At 70.1% G+C, this 18,862-nt stretch carries 13 protein-coding genes; 5 read left to right on the top strand and 8 right to left on the bottom strand.

The features are described from left to right. Positions 1 to 125: 125 nt before the first annotated feature. The gene (locus tag NF4_RS04480) at positions 126 to 1,916 is read left to right on the top strand and encodes an MmpA family trehalose lipid delivery protein (RefSeq protein WP_198165212.1); all 1,791 of its coding nucleotides are present in this window, start codon (positions 126 to 128) and stop codon (positions 1,914 to 1,916) included. 340 nt (positions 1,917 to 2,256) lie between these two features. Here NF4_RS04480 and NF4_RS04475 read toward each other — a convergent pair whose 3' ends face one another. Continuing rightward, positions 2,257 to 3,465, bottom strand: coding sequence for a glycosyltransferase family 4 protein (locus NF4_RS04475; protein ID WP_063126024.1), 1,209 nt, complete (start codon positions 3,463 to 3,465; stop codon positions 2,257 to 2,259). A gap of 247 nt (positions 3,466 to 3,712) precedes the next feature. Here NF4_RS04475 and NF4_RS04470 point away from each other — a divergent pair, with 247 nt between their 5' ends. Continuing rightward, positions 3,713 to 4,513: a class I SAM-dependent methyltransferase gene (locus tag NF4_RS04470; RefSeq protein WP_439956730.1), complete on the top strand. Its 801-nt coding sequence runs from the start codon at positions 3,713 to 3,715 to the stop codon at positions 4,511 to 4,513. 3 nt (positions 4,514 to 4,516) lie between these two features. Here the strand turns inward: NF4_RS04470 and NF4_RS04465 are convergent, their stop codons facing one another. From NF4_RS04465 to NF4_RS04445, 5 genes are all read right to left on the bottom strand, one after another. Next, the gene (locus NF4_RS04465; protein ID WP_063126023.1) at positions 4,517 to 4,831 is read right to left on the bottom strand and encodes a hypothetical protein; all 315 of its coding nucleotides are present in this window, start codon (positions 4,829 to 4,831) and stop codon (positions 4,517 to 4,519) included. A gap of 515 nt (positions 4,832 to 5,346) precedes the next feature. Then, entirely contained in the window at positions 5,347 to 5,910 is a 564-nt protein-coding gene (locus NF4_RS04460; protein WP_063126022.1) for a hypothetical protein, read from the bottom strand. A 599-nt stretch (positions 5,911 to 6,509) separates the two neighbouring features. Continuing rightward, a complete protein-coding gene (locus NF4_RS04455; RefSeq protein ID WP_063126021.1) occupies positions 6,510 to 8,342 on the bottom strand; it encodes a phosphoenolpyruvate carboxykinase (GTP) in 1,833 nt (610 codons plus the stop codon). Between the two features lie 240 nt (positions 8,343 to 8,582). Further along, positions 8,583 to 10,139, bottom strand: coding sequence for a hypothetical protein (locus NF4_RS04450; protein WP_084532855.1), 1,557 nt, complete (start codon positions 10,137 to 10,139; stop codon positions 8,583 to 8,585). Continuing rightward, positions 10,126 to 11,250 (bottom strand): hypothetical protein, encoded by a 1,125-nt coding sequence (locus NF4_RS04445; protein WP_063126020.1) that lies wholly within the window; start codon positions 11,248 to 11,250, stop codon positions 10,126 to 10,128. Before NF4_RS04445 ends, NF4_RS04450 begins: the two co-directional genes overlap by 14 nt. 125 nt (positions 11,251 to 11,375) lie before the next feature. Between NF4_RS04445 and trmB the strand changes: the two genes are divergently transcribed. Genes trmB through NF4_RS04430 form a run of 3 tightly spaced genes read left to right on the top strand, consistent with a single transcriptional unit; the run spans position 11,376 to position 16,567 of the window. After that, positions 11,376 to 12,194, top strand: a complete 819-nt coding sequence (gene trmB, locus NF4_RS04440; protein ID WP_063126019.1) for a tRNA (guanosine(46)-N7)-methyltransferase TrmB — start codon at positions 11,376 to 11,378, stop codon at positions 12,192 to 12,194. Continuing rightward, positions 12,194 to 12,922 carry an NYN domain-containing protein gene (locus NF4_RS04435; RefSeq protein ID WP_063126018.1) on the top strand — a complete coding sequence of 243 codons (729 nt, stop codon included), beginning with the start codon at positions 12,194 to 12,196 and terminating at the stop codon, positions 12,920 to 12,922. Before trmB ends, NF4_RS04435 begins: the two co-directional genes overlap by 1 nt. Continuing rightward, complete coding sequence (locus tag NF4_RS04430) at positions 12,923 to 16,567, top strand: MMPL family transporter (protein ID WP_063126017.1); 3,645 nt, start codon at positions 12,923 to 12,925, stop codon at positions 16,565 to 16,567. A gap of 18 nt (positions 16,568 to 16,585) precedes the next feature. On the opposite strand, the gene NF4_RS04425 is transcribed toward NF4_RS04430, so the two are convergent. Both NF4_RS04425 and NF4_RS04420 read right to left on the bottom strand, forming a co-directional pair. After that, on the bottom strand, positions 16,586 to 17,236 hold the full coding sequence (locus NF4_RS04425; protein ID WP_157119963.1) for a DUF1707 SHOCT-like domain-containing protein: 651 nt from the start codon (positions 17,234 to 17,236) through the stop codon (positions 16,586 to 16,588). Between the two features lie 122 nt (positions 17,237 to 17,358). Next, positions 17,359 to 18,675 (bottom strand): AI-2E family transporter, encoded by a 1,317-nt coding sequence (locus NF4_RS04420; RefSeq protein WP_063126015.1) that lies wholly within the window; start codon positions 18,673 to 18,675, stop codon positions 17,359 to 17,361. Positions 18,676 to 18,862: the final 187 nt, after the last annotated feature.

Here is an 18,862-nt window from a genome sequence, read left to right as displayed (position 1 = left end):
CACCAGGGTCATGTCCGCCACAGCGGGGAGACGGCGAACGGACTGCACGTGCGCAAGTGTCCCACCCGCCCCGGCGTCCATACCGGTCCGCCCCGCCGCGGTCGGCGAACGTAGGGTGACTGGCCGTGAGTGCGCAACGAACAGGCCGGTGGACGCGTCTGCTCCCGGCCGGTTACAGCCTGCTGCTCACCCTGCTGATCACCGCGCCCCTGCTGCGCCCCGGCTACCTGCTGCTGCGCGACGCCGTGAGCACGCCGCGCTCCTATCCCACCGACGCCGCGCTGGGTCTGGGCGACGCGGCACCGCGGGCCGTACCCCAGGATGCCCTGCTCGCCGCGCTGTCTCCGCTGATCGACGGCGGGTTGCTGGTGAAGGTCGTCCTGCTGGCCGCGCTCTGGGCCGCCGGGTACGGCGCCGCGGTGCTCGTCCGGGAGTTACTCGGCGCTCCGCTCGCCGCGCAGCTGGTGGCGACCACCCTCGTCGTCTGGAACCCCTATATCGCCGAGCGGCTCCTCCAGGGACACTGGAGCCTGCTCACCGGCTACGCCGCGCTGCCCTGGACGGCCCTGGCCGCACGACGGTTGCGCACCGCCGCCGGACGGCCCCGATTCGATGAATTCCGGGACCGGTCGGTACTGGCGGGCTGCCTCGCGGCCGCGGGCCTGACCCCCACCGGCGCCCTGCTCGCCACCGTGGTCGCGGTGACCGTGGCCGGATGGCGCCGCGCGCCCGGGGTGACAGCTCTCGCGCTCCTGGCCTGCGCCCCGTGGCTGGTGGCCACCGCCGTCTCCGGGGTCGCGGCCGAACCCTCCGACCCCGCGGGCGTCACCGCTTTCGCCGCCCGCGCGGAACCCTGGCTCGCCACGGTGGGCAGCCTCGCCGGACTGGGCGGTATCTGGAACGCCGAGGCGGTACCGGTATCGCGGACGACTCCGCTGGCCGCCGTCGCGACGATCCTGCTGCTCGCGGTGGTCCTGCTCGGGTTCCGGCGGGTTGCGGCGGCCGACGCGGACCTCGAGCGCACCCGGACCCGCCGGATCCTGCTGGCCCTGGCCGTCGCGGCCGTACTGCTCCCGGCGCTGGCGGCCACCCCCGCAGGGCTCACGGTGATGGAATGGCTGGTCGTCGAAGTACCCGGCGCCGGACTGCTGCGCGACACTCAGAAGTACGTGGCGCTGGCCGCTCCCGGCTACGCGCTGTGTGCGGCCGCCGCCTGCCTGGGCTTCAGGCGTAGCAGCGCGAAGGCGGACACCCCGGACGACGAGCAGCCGGACTCCGCCGATGACCACCGTGACCCCGCCCGCTGGTCGCCGGGTCTGGCCGCGCTGTTCATCGGGGTACTGGCCCTGCCGCTGATCGATCTCGGCTGGGGGGTCGGCGGGCAGCTGCGGACGATCGAGTATCCGGCCTCCTGGCACGAAATCGCCGAGCGCGTCGACGGGCCCGGTGATATCGCCGTACTGCCGGGCGGCATGTTCCGCCGCTTCCCCTACACCGGATCGGCTCCGGTACTGGACCCGGCACCGCGGCTGCTGCCCCGCGACGTCCTGCAGACCGGGGCATTACCCGTCCGCGGCGCGACGGTGACCGGCGAGGGCACCCGGGCGCAGACCGTGGAGAACCTGCTCCTCGACGGCGGGCCGGCGGACGAACTGGCACAGCTCGGCGTCGGCTGGGTGCTCGTCGAACGGGACACCCCCGGCCCGCTCGGGAACTCCGCGGCGACGCTGGCGCAGTTGGCACCGGTCCACAGCACCGGCGAACTGGCCTTGTACCGGGTCCCGGACGTCCGGCCGCGGCCCGCGCCCGAACACCGATCGCCGGTGGTGGCCGCGCACATCCTGTGGGCCCTGCTGCTGGTGGCACCGCTCGCCGTCCAGGTCTCCGGGTTCGTGGTACGCAGAGTCAGGAGCTGAGGTCCGCGCGCCGGTGCCGTAGCGCCGGTGGGGACACCCGCGTGAGCGCCGAAGCGTGGAAACCGAACGGACTCCTACGCCCGAGGCCGAAATGCGGCAGGCCGGGAATCGCCACCGGACGCGGGTACAGCTCGGCATGGCCGGCAACGATTGCCCAAACGGCTATCGCTTTGTGATCGTCGGAGGCGGCGCAGCCGGAGGAGCCGCCACGAAGGCGCCTCGCGGGGCTCGATAGACGCCGGTTGCGCCGGTGCAGGGACGGCGCCCGGGCCGGCGTACGCCGATGCCGTACCGGTGGAGACCGGTGGGACGCCGATCGTGGGCGCCGGGGCGCCTACCCTCAGGCGCCGGCCGGGAGTTCGGCACGCGGCTGGACAGCGACATCCTCCCCTGGTGAGATCAGTCCGCTGACGCGCTGCCCCGCCGCGGCGGCTGCCAATACGCGGTGGACCCCCGAGGCGGTGTGCTCCCAGGAGAACTCGCGCGCCCGGGCCCGGGCCTTCTCGCCCATGATCGTGCGCGCGGCCGCGTCGTCCAGTAGTTCGCCGACCGTGGCGGCCAGCTGATCGGCGTCGTCGGCCAGGACCCCGGTCACGCCGTCGACGATGGAATCGGTGAGACCACGCGACGACCGGTAACCGACGGTGGGCACGCCGTGCTGGGCTGCCTCGATGACCGCCAGCCCCCAGCCCTCTTTACGGGAGGGCAGGACGTGCACCCAGGCGCGGGAGAGCAACTCGTGTTTACGGCCCTCGTCGACGTGGCCGTGAAAGGTCACCGCGTCGGCGATACCGAGGGCAGCGGCCTGATCCCGCAGTTTGTCCGCCCACCAGCCGCCGCCGATCACGTCCAGCCGCACCTCGGGGATCCGGGACCGCAACCGGGCGACAGCGGTGAGTGCGTCCTCGATCTGCTTGTGCGGGACGAGCCGCGACAGCACCACTACGCGGGGTTCGGGCGAACGGACGACCGCGCTGCCCGTCGGCACGTGCGCGGGGACCGGTTCCGCCCCGTTGCGGACCACCGCGATCCGGGATCGGTCGACACCGAGCGTCGCCAGTTCCTCGGCCGAGGGCAAGGAGACGGTGAGGTACTGGTCGGCGCGGTGCACCCGGGGCGAGAGCACCGATTCGATCCACCAGCCGATCCGGCCGACGATCGCACCGGCCACCGGCCACTGCTCGCGGTGCCCGTGATGGACCAGCACCACCGAGGGCACACCCGAGACCAGCCGGGCGAAGAAAGGGATGCCGTTCTGCGTGTCGATCACGGCCTCGGGGCGGATGCCGCGCAGCGGGCCGATACCCCACCGACCCAGCGCGATGGCGGCCAGCGCGCGCGGATACACCGAGAACCGGCCCCCACCCCGGCTGATCTCGATACCGTCGATCCGCTCTCGCTTCGGCGCACCCCGATAGCGGGCGGTGCGCAGCGTCACCTTCACCCCGCGGGCGGCGAGGTGCGCGCCGACCTGTTCCAGGTACCGTTCGCTACCGCCGCCCTGTGGATGACCGGTATCACGCCAGCAGAGCAGGAGTACTTCGCGCACGTGGGGGTTCTCCGGTGGGCTCGGGTCCCGGGCACGGGACATGGGCATCGCGGTACACCTTAACGCTCGAGCACGTCCGGCAAGTCGCCCACCTGCGTGTCCATTCGGTATCGAAGACCTCGCGAGGGGGTTTACCGGCTGCGAAATCTGTCATCTTTCACAATGTGCGAAACTCGGCATCGTGCTCGATGCCGAGGAATCAGCTGTGGACCGGATATCGACCGAGACGGGCCGCGACGCGGATACCGTGCCCCGGCCCGGTTCCGCCGGCTTCCCGGCCCGGTCGGTGCCGAGGCGTTTCCGCTTCGCGCGTCGTGCCTCCGTGCGCCGGTCATTGCGGCTGTTGCACAGTTTCCGTTTCGAACAGACCGATCCCGCGCGCTTCTACGGCGGTATCGCCACCGACAGCGCCCATCTGCTCGCCGATTTCTACGCCGACCTCACCGGCCGCGATCTCGCCGGCGCCACCGTCCTCGATGTCGGCGGCGGTCCCGGTTACTTCGCCGACGAGTTCGTCCGCGCCGGTGCCCGCTATATCCCGGTGGAGCCCGATCCGTCGGAGATGCACGCCGCCGGTATCTCGGTACCGGCCGCGGTCCGCGGCTCCGGTATGGCGCTGCCGTTCCGGGACGACGCGGTGGACATCTGTTTCTCGTCCAATGTCGCCGAGCACGTACCGGAGCCGTGGCGGATGGCCGACGAAATGGTCCGGGTCACCCGGCCCGGAGGCATGATCGTGCTGTCCTACACGGTGTGGCTCGGACCGTTCGGCGGCCACGAGACCGGCCCCTGGCACTATCTCGGCGGGGAGTACGCCGCCCGCCGGTATCGGCGCCGGCACGGTAAGGAGCCGAAGAACCGTTTCGGCACCTCACTGTTCGCAGTCCGGGCGGCAGACGGTGTGCGCTGGTCGCAAAGCACCTCGGCGCAGGTCTTCGCGCTGTTCCCCCGCTACCACCCCCGCTGGGCCTGGTGGCTGGTGCGAGTACCCGGCATCCGGGAGCTACTGGTCAGCAATCTCGTGGTCGTCGCGAGCAAACCCGGCTGAGAACTACAGCGCCACCTGCGCGCGGCTCCGGCCGATCCGGCCGCGCCAACCGCTGCGCACCCCCGGTTCGGTTCTGGTCCACGGTGATTCCTGGATGGCCAGGCCGACGGTTTCGAGAGTGGTGAGCCCCACGAGATCGGCCAGCCCGCCGACCACCGCCACGGCTTCGGCGGCCTGCATGGCCGCTATCGCCTGCTCGGTGGTCAGGGTCCGTCCCGGTAGGAATGAGACGACCCAGCCGCCACTGCCAACGCTTTTCGCTTGATGGTCGGTCTGGTCGCTGGTCATCAACGCCCGGCCGATCACTTGCACCGCCATGAACGCCTCTCCCAATCGCGGGTATTCGGTTCGATGAATGGAGCGAGCTGATATCTGGCTAACATCATGCGCCCTCCAGCAACAAAACGCAATAGTGCGTTCGATGAAACACGAACCGGGAGGTCGGATTTCGTGGCCTCGACTACCTGCGGCAACCCTTCACCGACGGCCCACCCGCAGCAAGGACTTCCCGAGGCCCCCTCGCGCACAGCGCAACACCCCTGGATCCGAAAGTTTGCCACAGCGCCCGGTTTCCGCCATGCCGAAACGCCGGTCGGGCGAAACAACGCCTACGCCAGCCGATCTCGGCCGGGCCGACGCCCTGCCGATCGCGGCGTTCGGCGGCGTCGAGGACGGTGCCTCGTGCGGGCACGGGGCCAAGTTCCTGCTGCCGGTGGAACTGCTGCTGGAGATGCCGGGCCCGCCGGCGGCCGCGCCGGCCGGCCTGCCGCTGGAACCGCCGGAAGGCCTGTCGGGCCATAACATTGCCTTCCCTGACAGCTTCAGGGGTCTCGTTACTGTGCCTGCCCCACACCCGGTCCCTCGGCCCGGCTGGAGTAAGGGCGAAAGACCATGTCGTAGTCGAACCACGACGGGTTGAGCACGGCATCGCGGATCTCGCCGCGAACGATCCCCAGCAAGAGGTCGGTGGTGAGCAGGTCGTACCGCCCCCACTCGACGCCGTCGGGATCCGAGACGCGGATCGGGTAGGCCCCGGACGGCGTCCCGGAAACCTGCCAGTAGAACGTGACGCCGGCGCCGGTGGATGCCCAGGGCAGCAACCTGGTATCGGAAGCAAGATCGCTGGGACGACCGATGACTTCGTCCTCCCACAATTCCTGCAGTTGCTCGAACTCCAGCCCGGACTCGGCCAGATCCAGCCCAGATCTCGAGCCCGCGCCCGGCACGAAGAGCCGGATGTAGTCGAGCCACAGCCCGCCACCCCCGGCGTCGAGGAGCTTCTGGTAGTCCGGCGGTACCGGCGCCTGAAGCCGGTCTTCGACGTTGTCCCAGTCGAACCGGGAAGCGGACGAGGGCAGGTGCCCGGTGTCGATCAGCTGCTGCAGGCTCGATGTCATGGGGTTGTCCTCGGTTTCGCTGGGCCGGCGCCATTCTCCCCGAGCCGCGGCCCGCTCGTCGCTTCAGGCCGACCACCGAATAGACCACGCGGTCGACCAACGCGACGAACCTCTGACGTTCCATTTCATCGAGACCGGGACGGGAACTGATCGGTAGCCGGCAACGCCCGGACAACGGGTGCGCCGCGATGAGCCGGATCGCCGCTCGCGACCACGTCGACCCGCCAGCCGGCCGGAAGAACCGCACGCAACTCCCGCACTGCGCGGCGTAACGGCGTACTGACCGGCACACTGTCGGAGCATTCCAAAGCCATGAACTCGTCGGCCATGTTCCAACCACCTCTCAGGGGTGATCGGCTCGGCCACGGATAACGACGGCGGGAGCCGATCGGGCGATATCGGGACGTCCAATCGGGGAATGCGTGGTCTGAGATCCAGGACACATCCAGAGTAAGGCACCCAGGCCCCCTGCCCCGCCCGCCATGCCTGCGCCGGTTACTGCCCGCGATACGACGCGGCCCGCGGCGAACACCTGTTCGCCGCGGGCCGCGGAGAGGAATCGGTACGGTCACCCGGGCGAGCCCGGACGACCGCCGTACTCACTGCACGCGCTGTTTGAGCGCCTCGAACTCGTCGCGCACACCGGAGGGCAGCTTGTCGCCGACGAACTCGAACCACTCCTCGATGAGCGGGATCTCGGCCCGCCATTCGTCCACGTTCACCGCGAGCGCCGCGTCGACGTCAGCGGCTTCCACGTCCAGGCCGGCCAAATCCATCTGCGCGGCGGTCGGCACGTGACCGATCGCGGTGCTCTCGGCCTCGGCGGAACCCTCGATGCGGCCGACGATCCACTCCAGCACCCGGGAGTTCTCGCCGAAGCCCGGCCACAGGAAACGGCCGTCGTCACCACGCCGGAACCAGTTCACGTAGAAGATCTTGGGCAGTTTGGCCGCGTCGGCGTTCTTGCCGAGATCGATCCAGTGCCCCAGGTAGTCGCCCACGTGGTAGCCGAGGAACGGCAGCATGGCCATCGGGTCACGGCGGACGGTACCGACCTTGCCCTCGGCGGCCGCGGTCTGCTCCGACGACAGCGTGGCGCCCATGAACACGCCGTGCTGCCAATCGAAGGATTCGGTCACCAGCGGCACCGTGGTCTTGCGCCGCCCGCCGAACAGGATCGCCGAGATCGGCACACCCTGGGGGTCGTCCCATTCGGGGGCCAGGGTCGGGCACTGCGACATGGGGGTGCAGTACCGGGAGTTGGGGTGCGCGGCCAGCGTCTCGGTATCCCGCAGGTACCAGTCGTTGCCCTTCCAGTCGATCAGATGATCGGGCTCGCCCTCGAGGCCCTCCCACCACACATCGTTGTCGTCGGTGCGGGCGACATTGGTGTAGACGGTGTTGCCCGCCTCCAGGGTCTCCATGGCGTTGGGGTTGGACGAACGGTTGGTGCCGGGCGCGACACCGAAGAAACCGAACTCGGGGTTCACCGCGTAGAGGCGGCCGTCCTTGCCGAACCGCATCCAGGCGATATCGTCGCCCAGGGTCTCCGCGCGCCAGCCCGGCACGGTCGGCTGGATCATGGCGAGGTTGGTCTTACCGCAGGCGCTCGGGAACGCCGCCGCGATGTAGTAGGCCTTGTTCTCCGGGGAGATCAGCTTGAGGATGAGCATGTGCTCGGCCAGCCAGCCCTCGTCATGGGCCATGGCCGAGGCGATCCGCAGCGAGTAGCACTTCTTGCCCAGCAGCGCGTTGCCGCCGTAGCCGGAGCCGTAGCTCCAGATCTCCCGGTCCTCGGGGAAGTGGGTGATGTACTTGGTGTCGTTGCACGGCCACGGGACGTCGGCCTGGCCCTCGGCCAGCGGGGCCCCCACCGAGTGCAGCGCCTTCACGAAGGGCCGATCCGCGCCCAGCAGCTCCAGCGCCGCCCGGCCCATCCGGGTCATCACCCGCATGGACACCACGACATATTCCGAGTCGGTGATCTCGACGCCCAGCTTGGGATCCTCGGCACCGAGCGGGCCCATGCAGAACGGCACCACGTACATGGTGCGGCCCTTCATCGAGCCCCGGTAGAGCTCGGTCATCGTGGCCCGCATCTCGGCCGGGTCCATCCAATTGTTGGTGGGACCGGCGTCGGCCTCGGACTTGGAACAGATGAAGGTGCGCGATTCGACCCGGGCCACGTCGGAAGGATCGGATAAGGCCAGGAACGAGTTCGGTTTCTTCTTCTCGTCGAGCTTGCGGAAGGTGCCCGCCTCGACGAGCTGGGTGGTGAGCCGATCCCATTCGGCGTCGGAACCGTCCGCCCAGACGACTCGATCCGGCTGAGTCAGTTCGGCGACCTCCTGAACCCATGCGAGCAGTTCGCTGTGTTCGGTCGGCGCGGTGCCGTCGGATCCACGAAGACCGGGAATGGTCGCTGAGGTCATGAAAACTCTCCTGAAATGGGCGACGCCGGCGCCTCCGCCCTGGCCCATGGGCCCGTGACCAGCGCGAAAACACCTAGCGCCACCATTGGCGGGTGAGGCTTCCGCAACGGCCCGTCGTGCGCGCCGCCGGATCGAGGCGGTGCACATAGGGCGGAGCGGACGCCCAGGTTCCTGTCTAGAGGTTAACGCGGTATTGCGCCCCCTATGGAAGCGGGTTGCCTATCAATAGGGGTGGACAAACTATTTTCCGGCGGTCGGGGTCCACTGGTCCAGTATCTGCCGGTCACGGGCACACGCGGCGAGCCGGCCGGGCTGTCCGGTGGTGGCCCGGCGCAATGCCGCCTCCAGTTCGGCGACCCGCCGGTCCACCTCCACCATGCCGGCCGCCGCGGCCCGCACCATCTCGTCGGAAAGGTCGGATTCGGTCTCCACCAGCGCGGTCACCGCTCGCTGCTCGAGCTGGGCTTTCACATTCGCCACCGCGTCGGCGACCCAGTGTCGCAGATGATCGCGGTCGGCGAGCTGACGGCGCGCCCGCACCACCCACGCGGCCGCGCCCGCGCCGAGTAGCAGGGTCACCGGCACGCTCGCGGCGTCCAATGCCGGTACCAGCGCGAGTGGCGACACCATCAGCCGTCCCAGACCGACCCCGGCCGAGGCACCCAGGACGATCATCAGGTGATCTTCGACACCCCCGCGCCGGGGTTGCGGATCGGGACCGAGCGTGGGCGCGGGCTCGTACCGCGGTGCGGGGGTCCCCTCCGCAGGTGGGACGCTCGCCGGGTGCGCGGCGGCCGCCCGCGCCCGCAGTTCGGTCAGCCGGGCGGCGATATCCAGATCCACCGTCCCGGTCAGCTGCCCGACCGCCTGCCGCAGCCGCTCCGGGAAGTGGCGCCGGCCCGCGCGATCCATGCTGTCCAGTTCGGCCCGGGCCTCCGCGTGCAGTGCCCTTACGCGGGAGCCGACCTGGGTGAGCAGGTCCACCCGGGCCAGGTTGATCTGGGCCCGCAAGGTGGACACCACCACCGCGCGCCCGCCGTCGCGATCGGCGAGCAGCCGGGCCCGTTCCGCCCGCAGCAGCTCCACCTCGGTACCCGACCGGAGCTGCGCTTCCTCCTGCACGATGCGTTCCCGGGTTCCGGCGACCACCTGGGCGAGGGCCGCCGCGCGGCGGGCGCCCGCGGTCGCGGTATCGGTGGTGAGCGCGACCAGCCGGGTATGCAGCGCGACCAGCCCGGACCGGTCGAGCAGCGTCGAATCGGCCCCGGTCCGGGCGGCCAGGGCCAACCGGGCCGATACCGGCACGATCTCGCAGTCCAGCGCCGCGGCGGCCAGCAGTTCGGCGCTGCGGTCGCGGACCAGCTGCCAGTCCTTGTGCGCGTCGGTGCCGTTCAGCACCAGTAGTACCCGGGCTCCCTCGGTACACAGCCGGCGCACCGTATCCAGCTCCGCCGCGCCGATCACCACACCGGCGTCGAGGATCAGCAGCACCACACTGCCCGGGGCGGCGCTCACCCGAGGATCGGCCGTGAGCGCGCCGAGCTCGATCCGAGGCTCGATGCGGGTCAGTTCGGTGCGCAGCAGGGCGGTGTTCGCGTCGTCGGCGCCGATGAGCCGGACCCCGGCCGCGCCACCGGATACCGGCATCGCGCGCAGCAACGCCATACCCTGCGGATTCCAGCGCGCCACCACCTCGGCCACGGTGTCGGGCAGCGTATGCACCGCCGCGGTGTCCGCGGCCGCCGCGATATCGGAAGAGCCCGGGAGACCCGGCGGCCCCGGGTCAGAGTCCGACACTGCTCATCCGCTCCCACATCCGGACGTATCCGTTGTGGACCCGGATGGCCGCACGGCGCGCCCCCGGCGCCATATCCCCGGCCACCACCGCCCGCCACCGGATGGCACGGGCCAGCGCGTCGTCTGCGTCCTCGGGTTCGGGGCGGGGATAGCCCGCGGCCAGATGGGCGACCTCCGGATCGACCAGCCCGCCGCACAGCGCCAGCCACCGGGCCTCGTCGGTGTCCAGGTATTCGGTGATCAGTGCCCGCGCCCGGCTGCTCCCGTGCGGCACGGCACGCGCCGCGAGCCTGGTCAGTTCATCGATCAGCACACCCGCCCGCCGCGATACCGCCTGCCGATAGCGCTGACCGAGCAGCTGGGCCACCGGGTCGACCCCGCTGACGGTGTGCAGGATCTGCAGCACGGTCTGCGGGGCGAGATCCGGGTCGCGTTCCAGGGCGGCCAGTACACAGGCCAGCCCGTAAAGATCCCAGCGTTCGAGCAGTTCCGTGCGTGCGGCGGTATCGGGGCCCATCGCCGGCGAGACGAATGCCTCGGCGGACAGGGCCGCCGCGATACCGGACTGCGCCAGCCGGCGCAGCAGCGCCAGATCGGTTTCCTGGAAGGCACCGGAGATGGTCCGCGCGGCCAGCGAACCCACCATCGGGAACGCGGGCAGCCGGAATTCCCGGCCGAACTGCCGGGCCGCGCCCACCGCGTCCGCCCAGCCGGTGCCGATCGCGTCGGCCTTGTTCAGCACCAGAATCGTGCGTTCCGGGCGCAGCGACCCGAGCAACCGCCGGTCACCCGGGGACGGAGTGCTGGCCAGGACGTAGACGACGATATCGGCGTCGAGCACCGGATCGGGGAAGCCCGGTTCGTCGACGGGCGCGGTCTCCACCGCCTGCTGCAGTCCCAGTGCCCGGGCCACGGTGGTGCGTCCCGCCCGAGCGCGCCCGGCGACCTGCGCGCGCGGCAGGGTCCGCCAGCGCTGCACCGCCACCTCGATACCGTTCGCGATACCCGCGTCGGCACCGTCACCCATCCGGAGCGTGGAGATCAGCCGGTCCAGCGGATCCCCGGCCCCGGCCTCCCGCATATACCTGTCCGATCCCTCGACTGCCGACATACGCCACACCCCCTTCTTCCGGTGCGCATTCTGTCAGAACCAAGGCCGCTACGCCCCGGGTGCGGACCACGTACGCCCTACCAACGGGTAGCCCCCTACCGGTCCGCTGCGGCCCGGAACCGGCCATGCTGGACAATGGGGCTGTGAACGACGCTGTGCACCCCAGCTCCGAGTCCGTTCCGGTCGCCCTCTCGAAAACCTCCGGCGATACCGGAGACCGGCGGCGACGGCATGCCGGTTCCCGGCTCTACCCCCGGGTCACCAGCTTCCGGTCCCGGCGCGGCGCCCTCACCCCCAACCAGCAGAAATCCTGGGATCGCAGCTGGCCGGTGCTCGGCCGGGAGGTCGCCGACGAACCGCTCGACGCCGAGGCGTGGTTCGGCCGCTCGGCACCCCTGGTCATCGAGATCGGGTGCGGTACCGGGACGGCGACCGCCGCCATGGCGCTGGCCGAACCGCATCTGAACCTGATCGGTATCGAGGTCTACCAGCCCGGGCTGGCCCAGCTCGTCCAGCGGATCGAACGCGAGGAGATCGGTAATATCCGGCTGCTGCGCGGTGATGCCGTGGACGTGCTGGAGAACATGATTGCTCCCGGATCGCTGACCGGTGTGCGCGTATTCTTCCCGGACCCGTGGCCCAAGGCGCGGCACCACAAGCGCCGGCTGCTGCAACCGGCCACGCTCGCGCTCATCGCCGATCGGCTACGGCCCGGCGGGATCCTGCACGTGGCGACCGACCACGCCGGATACGCCGAGCACATCGCCGAGGTCGGCGCGGCCGAACCCCTGCTCATCGGGTGGAATGGGGCCGTGGGGGGAGCCGGTACCGCGCAACGCGACACCGCGCCGATCGGTTTCGAGCGGCCGGTCACCAAATTCGAGAGCAAGGCACACACCGCCGGTAGTGCGATCAACGAGTTCATATGGGGCAAGATCGAATGATGAGCGTCAGTGAGATGGCCCCGGCCGGCGACGAGGTTGCCGGAAGTCTGCACGAATCCGGCGACGAGTCGGTAGGGCCGGATACGGACGGTCTGCGGCGGGTCCTGTTGGTCTGGGACGCGCCGAACCTGGACATGGGACTGGGCGCCATCCTGGGTGGACGGCCCACCGCCGCCTACCGGCCTCGCTTCGACGCGCTCGGCCGGTGGCTGCTGGCGCGCACCGCCGAACTCTCCGCCGGCGAGAACAGCCGACTGGAACCCGAAGCGACCGTGTTCACCAATATCGCCCCCGGCACCGCGGATGTGGTCCGGCCGTGGGTCGAGGCGCTACGTAATGTCGGTTACGCCGTTTTCGCCAAACCGAAGATCGACGAGGATTCCGATGTCGATTCGGACATGCTCGGCCATATCACCCAGCGCACCCGGGGTGCCGGCCTGGCCGGGATCATCGTGGCCTCGGCCGACGGTCAGGCCTTCCGGGAGCCGTTGGAGCAACTCGCCTCCGACGGTATCCCGGTTCAGGTGCTCGGCTTCCGCGAGCACGCGAGTTGGGCAGTAACATCCGATACTCTCGAATTCGTCGACCTCGAGGACATCCCGGGAGTTTTCCGTGAACCGCTGCCGCGGGTGAGCCTCGACTCGCTGCCCGACGAGGGTGCCTGGCTGCAGCCGTTCCGGCCGCTGTCGGCGCTGCTCACCTCTCGCCCCGCACAAGGAGTCGCTTAAGTGTTCACCCGCTGGGGCGATCTGGTCTATCGGTTGCGATTCGCCGTCATCGGAGTTGTCGTCGCCGGGATGCTGGGCCTGGGGGCCTACGGTCTCGGCCTGGCCGACCATCTGAGCTCCAGCGGTCTGTTCGATCCGAACTCCGAATCGGTGAAGGCCGCCGAACTGTCCGACGAGGCGTTCGGCCGCGACCACAATGCCGATGTGCTGGTGCTCTACACCGCGCCCGAGGGCCAGACCGTCGACAGCGATCCGGCCTTCCGGGACAAGATCGTCGACAGCCTGAACCGGTTGCCCCGGGAACATCCGGACCAGATCGCCAAGGTGAACGGCGCCTACTGGAAGACCGAGACCGGCGAAGCCCAGCCCGCGGTGTTCGGCTCCCAGGACAAGACGAAGACCTTCGCTTCCATCGCGATCGTCGGCGACAACGACACCGATATGGTCCGCAACTACCGCGCGGTCAAGGACGTCTTCGATATCGAGGGCGTGAACGTGCAGGTCGCGGGCCTGCAACCGGTGGCGGGCACCCTCAACGACACCATGGCCCACGACCAGCACCGGATGGAGATCCTGGCCATCCCCGCCGTGGGCATCCTGCTGTTCTTCATCTTCGGTGGCGTGGTCGCGGCGGCGCTGCCGCTGATCATCGGCGGCCTGACCATCATCAGCGCCAACGGCATCATCATGATGCTGACGAAGGTCACCGAGGTGAACACGTTCGTCGGCGCGGTGGTCTCCATGATCGGTCTGGGGCTGGCCATCGACTACGGCCTGTTCATCGTCAGCCGGTTCCGTGAGGAATTGGCCGAGGGGTACGACACCCGCGCCGCGGTCCGCCGTTCGGTGGTCACCGCCGGGCGTACGGTCGTCTTCTCCGCGACCATGATCATCGCGAGCCTCGGCGGCCTGTTGCTGTTCCCGCAGGGCTTCCTCAAATCCATGGCCTACGGCACCATCGCGACCGTCGCGCTGGCCGCCCTGGCGTCGATCACCCTGCTGCCCGCCATGCTGAGTGTGCTGGGCAAACGGGTGGACATGCTCAGCTTCAAGCAGATCCGCAAGACCAAATCCGCCGAGGAGGTGGAGGCCAGTTTCTGGGGCCGGGCCACCACCTGGGTCATGCAGCATCCGCTCAAGATCGCCATTCCGATCTGTGTGTTGCTCCTGCTGCTGATCATCCCGGTGAAGAACCTGGCCTTCGGCGGTATGAGCGAACGCTACCTGCCGCCGGACAACGCCACCCGCGTCGCGCAGGAGGATTTCGACAAGACCTTCCCACTGCGTCAGTCCGACCCCATCCAGCTGGTGTTCGTCGGCGAGGACACCCGGGCCATCGCGAAGGTGGTACGCGAGGCCGACAAGGCGCCGGGCCTGGCCGACGCGTCCGGTTTCTCGGTGCCGTCCGAGTCGCCGGAGCAGTCCGGAGTCTTCCGGAGCAGCGCGACGCTCCTCGATTCCGAGGACTACCGGCCGACCGTCGAGTATCTGCGGGCGATCGAAGTACCCGACGGCGTGACCATGTACGTCGGCGGTCAGCCGACCCTGCAGGGCGACAGTATCGACGCGCTGCTGGACCGGATGCCGCTGATGATCGCCCTGGTGCTGCTGGTCACCACGGTGCTGATGTTCCTCACCTTCGGCTCCCTCGTGCTACCCATCAAGGCCGCGCTGATGAGCGCGCTCGGTCTCGGCTCCACCCTCGGCATCCTGACCTGGATCTTCGTCGACGGTCACGGTGCCGGTCTGCTGAACTTCACGCCGCAGCCGATCATGTCGCCGGTGCTGGTGCTGATCATCGCGATCATCTACGGCCTGTCGACCGACTACGAGGTGTTCCTGCTCTCGCGCATGGTCGAGGCCCGCGCGATGGGTGCCTCGACCACCGAGGCGGTGCGGATCGGCACCGCGCACACCGGACGCATCATCACCGCCGCGGCGTTGATCCTGCTGGTGGTGACCGGCGCGTTCGCGTTCTCCGATCTGGTGATGATGCAGTACATCGCCTACGGCATGATCGCGGCGCTCATCATCGACGCCACCATCCTGCGCATGCTGCTCGTGCCGGCGACCATGAAACTGCTCGGCGACGATTGCTGGTGGGCTCCGGCCTGGATGAAACGGATCCAGCAGAAGATCGGCCTGGGCGAACCGATCCTGGACGATGAGCGTCCCGGCGGCGGCGATGTGGTCGACCTGGTCAAGACCACCCCGGTCACCGATCCGGTCACCATGCAGATGCCGGCGCTCGACGCCGAGAAGCATCGCAAGACCCCGGTGCTCAAACGCACCCGCGAGGAGATCGAGGCCGCCGCGCCCACCACGCATATGCAGGCGGTGCCCAAGGGGCCGCGCAAGGCCGGGGGCAAGCAGCCTCCCGCCGCACAGTCGGCACCCAAACAGCAGATGCCCACCCCGCCGGACCCGACCCGGCCGCGCGCCAATCCGCCCGCGGACGGCGCGGCCGAACCCGGCCGCGGCACCGCCGAGGAATCCGGACGCGGACCACGGCCCGCAGAGAGCCCGGCGACCCCGAACCGGAACCCACAGCAGCCCGGCCCGGCACCGTCGTCCGGCCCGGCACCGGGCCGTCTCCCGAGCCGAGCTCCCGAACCCGGCCGCGGTCCGGACGGCACCGCCGCCGAGCCGGGCCGTGTTCCCGGCCCGCGCAACGACTTCCGGCCGCTGCCCGCCCGTACCCCTGGCGGTCAGCCCGGACCAGGCCGTCCCAATCAGCCGGGCCCGGAGCAGCCCACGCCGCCGTCGGACGCGCAGCGCACCCCGCCCGGTGGTCCGGCCCGTCCGTCGGCCGGCTCGCCCCGGCCAGGTTTCGCCACCCCGAACCTGCGCGGTCTGTTCGCCTCCGAACCGACCGAGGACGGCGAGACCCAGAACGCCGGTGGCCGCACCGTCTACCCGAGCCCCGCCGACGCTCCCCCGGCACCGCCCACCCCGCAGCAGGCCCGGACCACCGGCGGCGCGGGCCGCCCCCGGCCGGACAGTTCACCGCGGCTCCCCGGCCAGCCCGGCGGCGCGGCCCGCCCGCCCGCGCCGCCGCGTCCCGCGGCGCCCGAGGGCCGGCCGCCCGGTCGTCCCGGTCCCGGACAGCCGGGCGGATGGGCAGGCGACGGTAACCGCCCGGCACCCGGCCAGGGTCCGGCACGACCGCCCGCACCGCCTCGCCGCCCCGGACCGGACGGACAGCCGGGCCCGGCGGACGCGCGCCTGCGGCAGGACCAGGGTTCGCAGCCGCGGCCGATACCCCGGACTCCCGAACCCGGCAGCCCCGGCCCGGCCGGACCCGCCTCGGGTCTGCCCGAACTCCCGCGCCGGGTACCGGGCGCTCAGCCCCCGGCGGTACCCGGTCTCTACCCCGCGCCGGAACCACCGACCCGGCCCGCCGAACGTCCGGCCCCCACCGGATCGCGGCCCGACAGCCTGGCGCAGCAGTCCGCCGGTGAGGTCGGCCCGCAGCAGAACGCGGACCCGCGCGAACGCAACAGCATCGAATCGTGGATGGCGGGACTGCGGTCCGCGCGGCGTCAGCAGGCCGGGATGCCGGCCGACGACTCGGGCCGCCACCAGCAGAACGAGGGCCGTTCGGTCAGCGTGAACGAACTGCTGCGCCGCCGCGAACAGGATTGACGCCGCCGGGCAGACAGGTCAGTGCCCGAGCAACCGGCGCCAATGGGCAGCGAAGGGTTGTTTGGCGGTGACCGAGCCGAACCGGACCCGGCCGTGCACCAGCAGATGCAACGGTCCGATCGGCGGACCGCTGCGCACCTTGTTGTTCACGCTGGACCCGACCAGTTCGAGACCGTCCAGGTCGACCGTCGCCTCCTGCGGCACCACCAGGGTGAGGGAACTGGCGTAGTCGTCGACCTGGATCTCCACCACCTGGGTGGTCATGATCGCCTGGGTGAAATCCAGAGTCACCCCGGACAGCCAGCTGTTGACCCGCAACATCGGGGCGACCTGCCAGTTGCCCCGGCGGTTCAACCCCGACATGCGCGGCCGGATGACCCCGCCCTGCACCATCCCCGACAGCCCCGCGCGGGCGGCGTCCCCGGGTCGCGGTAGCGGTACCGGTTTGCCGTGACCGGTCCGCTCGGTGGTGGGTTCGCCGATCAACCGGACCCCGGGCAGGTCGACGAGCACCGAGTTCAGCTCGCCGCGGGTCTTGGCGGCCAGCGCGGTGTCCATCCGCTCGGTGAACTCCCCCAGGGAGAGCATGCCCAGACCCACCGCGCGCTGCAGGAGCTGCCCGACATGTTCCCGTTCGGCGTCGGATACACGCAGGTCCCGGTTGCCCACCTGGCCACCGGAACCCGCACCGTCGAATACCGGATCGGGGCCGTTCATAGGACCGAGATTACCCAGCCCAGCCCGGATCCCGCATCAGGGCATTCCCGGATGCGGGGGTGGCAGGCACCAGGTCAGCCCTGCTCATCTCGGGTTTCCCGCCGGGTGGCGGAGCTGCTCGGCCCGGGATCCGCACCGTCCCGGCGCGGCTGTGGATCGGCGGTCCGGGTCAGCGGTAGCCGGCGCTGCGCTTCGGCGAGCAGGGCCCCGATATCGAAGCGGCCCAGCACCTGGGGGCCGCTCACGGAATGCTCGCCGTCCTCCGGTGAATCCGGTTCGGCCACATAGATCCCTTTACGATCGGGTGCCGGTTCGCCGAGCACCTCCTCGGGGTCCGCGGCGAGCAGCGAGCGGATCGCGGTGTTGAGCACCGCGACCAGCGGTACCGCGAGCAGACCGCCCGCGATACCGCCCAGCACCACACCCGCGGCGATCGCGAGTACCACCGCCAGCGGATGGATCCGTACGGCGCGGCCGAGCAACAACGGTTGCAGCACATGCCCCTCCAGCTGCATCACCGCGACGATGATGCCGAGCACGATGAGCGCGGTCACGAAACCCTTGGTCACCAGCGCGATGAACACCGCCACGGAACCGGCCAGGAACGCACCGATGATCGGGATGAACGCGCTGATGAACACCAGCGAGCCCAGCGGCAGCGCGAGCGGCACACCGAGCAGGGCCAGCCCGGCGCCGATCCCGATCGCGTCCACCGCGGCGACCACGACGGTGGCCCGCACGAAGCCCACCAGCGAGCCGAACCCGAGTTCCCCGGCGGTGCGCACCCGTTCCCGATGCTCGGTCGGCACGACGCGGGTGACGAAACGCCAGATCTGGTCGCCGCTGTAGAGCAGGAAAATGAGGATGAACAGGGTGAGGAAGGTGCCGGTCAGGATGTGGCCGATCATGGTCGCGGTGGTCAGCGCGCCGCTGGTGAGCGTGTCCTGATTGGACTGGATGGCCCGGACCGTGGCATCGCCGGCATTGCGGATCTGGTCGTCGCTCAGGTGCATCGGACCGTTGATGGCCCAGTCCTGGACCTTGTGGATGCTGTTGGTGAACTCGTCGGACAGCTGTGGCACACCCACCACGAACTGCTCCACCACGAAGGTCACCACACCGGCGACCAGCCCGAGCGAACCGACCAGCGCGACGAAAACACCGAGCCCGCGCGGCACCCCGCGGCGCTGCATCCAGTCGACCAGCGGTGCCAGCAGCGCGGCCGCCAGCATGGCGATGGCCAGCGGGATCACCACCGTGTCGAGTCGCCGCACCGCCGCCGCCAGCACCGCGACCAGGGCAAAGATCACCAGCAGCCGCCAGGCCCATTCGGCGGTCTGCCGGACGATGGGGTGAACGGCGTCTGCGGCAGATGGTTTCGGCTCGGTCACCCGACCGAGCCTAGTGAGCGAAGCCCACGCACAGACCGCGCACTGCCGGAGCAGATGTAGAGCCGAGCGAACGCGGAGGTACGCATAGAGCGCACCGCCGGAGCGAACGCGGAGGTACGCCGATAACCCGGGCACACAGAGCGGTCGGCACCTGACGCTAGATTGGTACACGTGTCAGCGCCATTGG

Source organism: Nocardia fusca NBRC 14340 (assembly GCF_001618425.1).
In the GTDB taxonomy this organism is placed as follows: domain Bacteria; phylum Actinomycetota; class Actinomycetes; order Mycobacteriales; family Mycobacteriaceae; genus Nocardia; species Nocardia fusca.
This window is presented reverse-complemented; position numbering and strand designations above follow the sequence as displayed.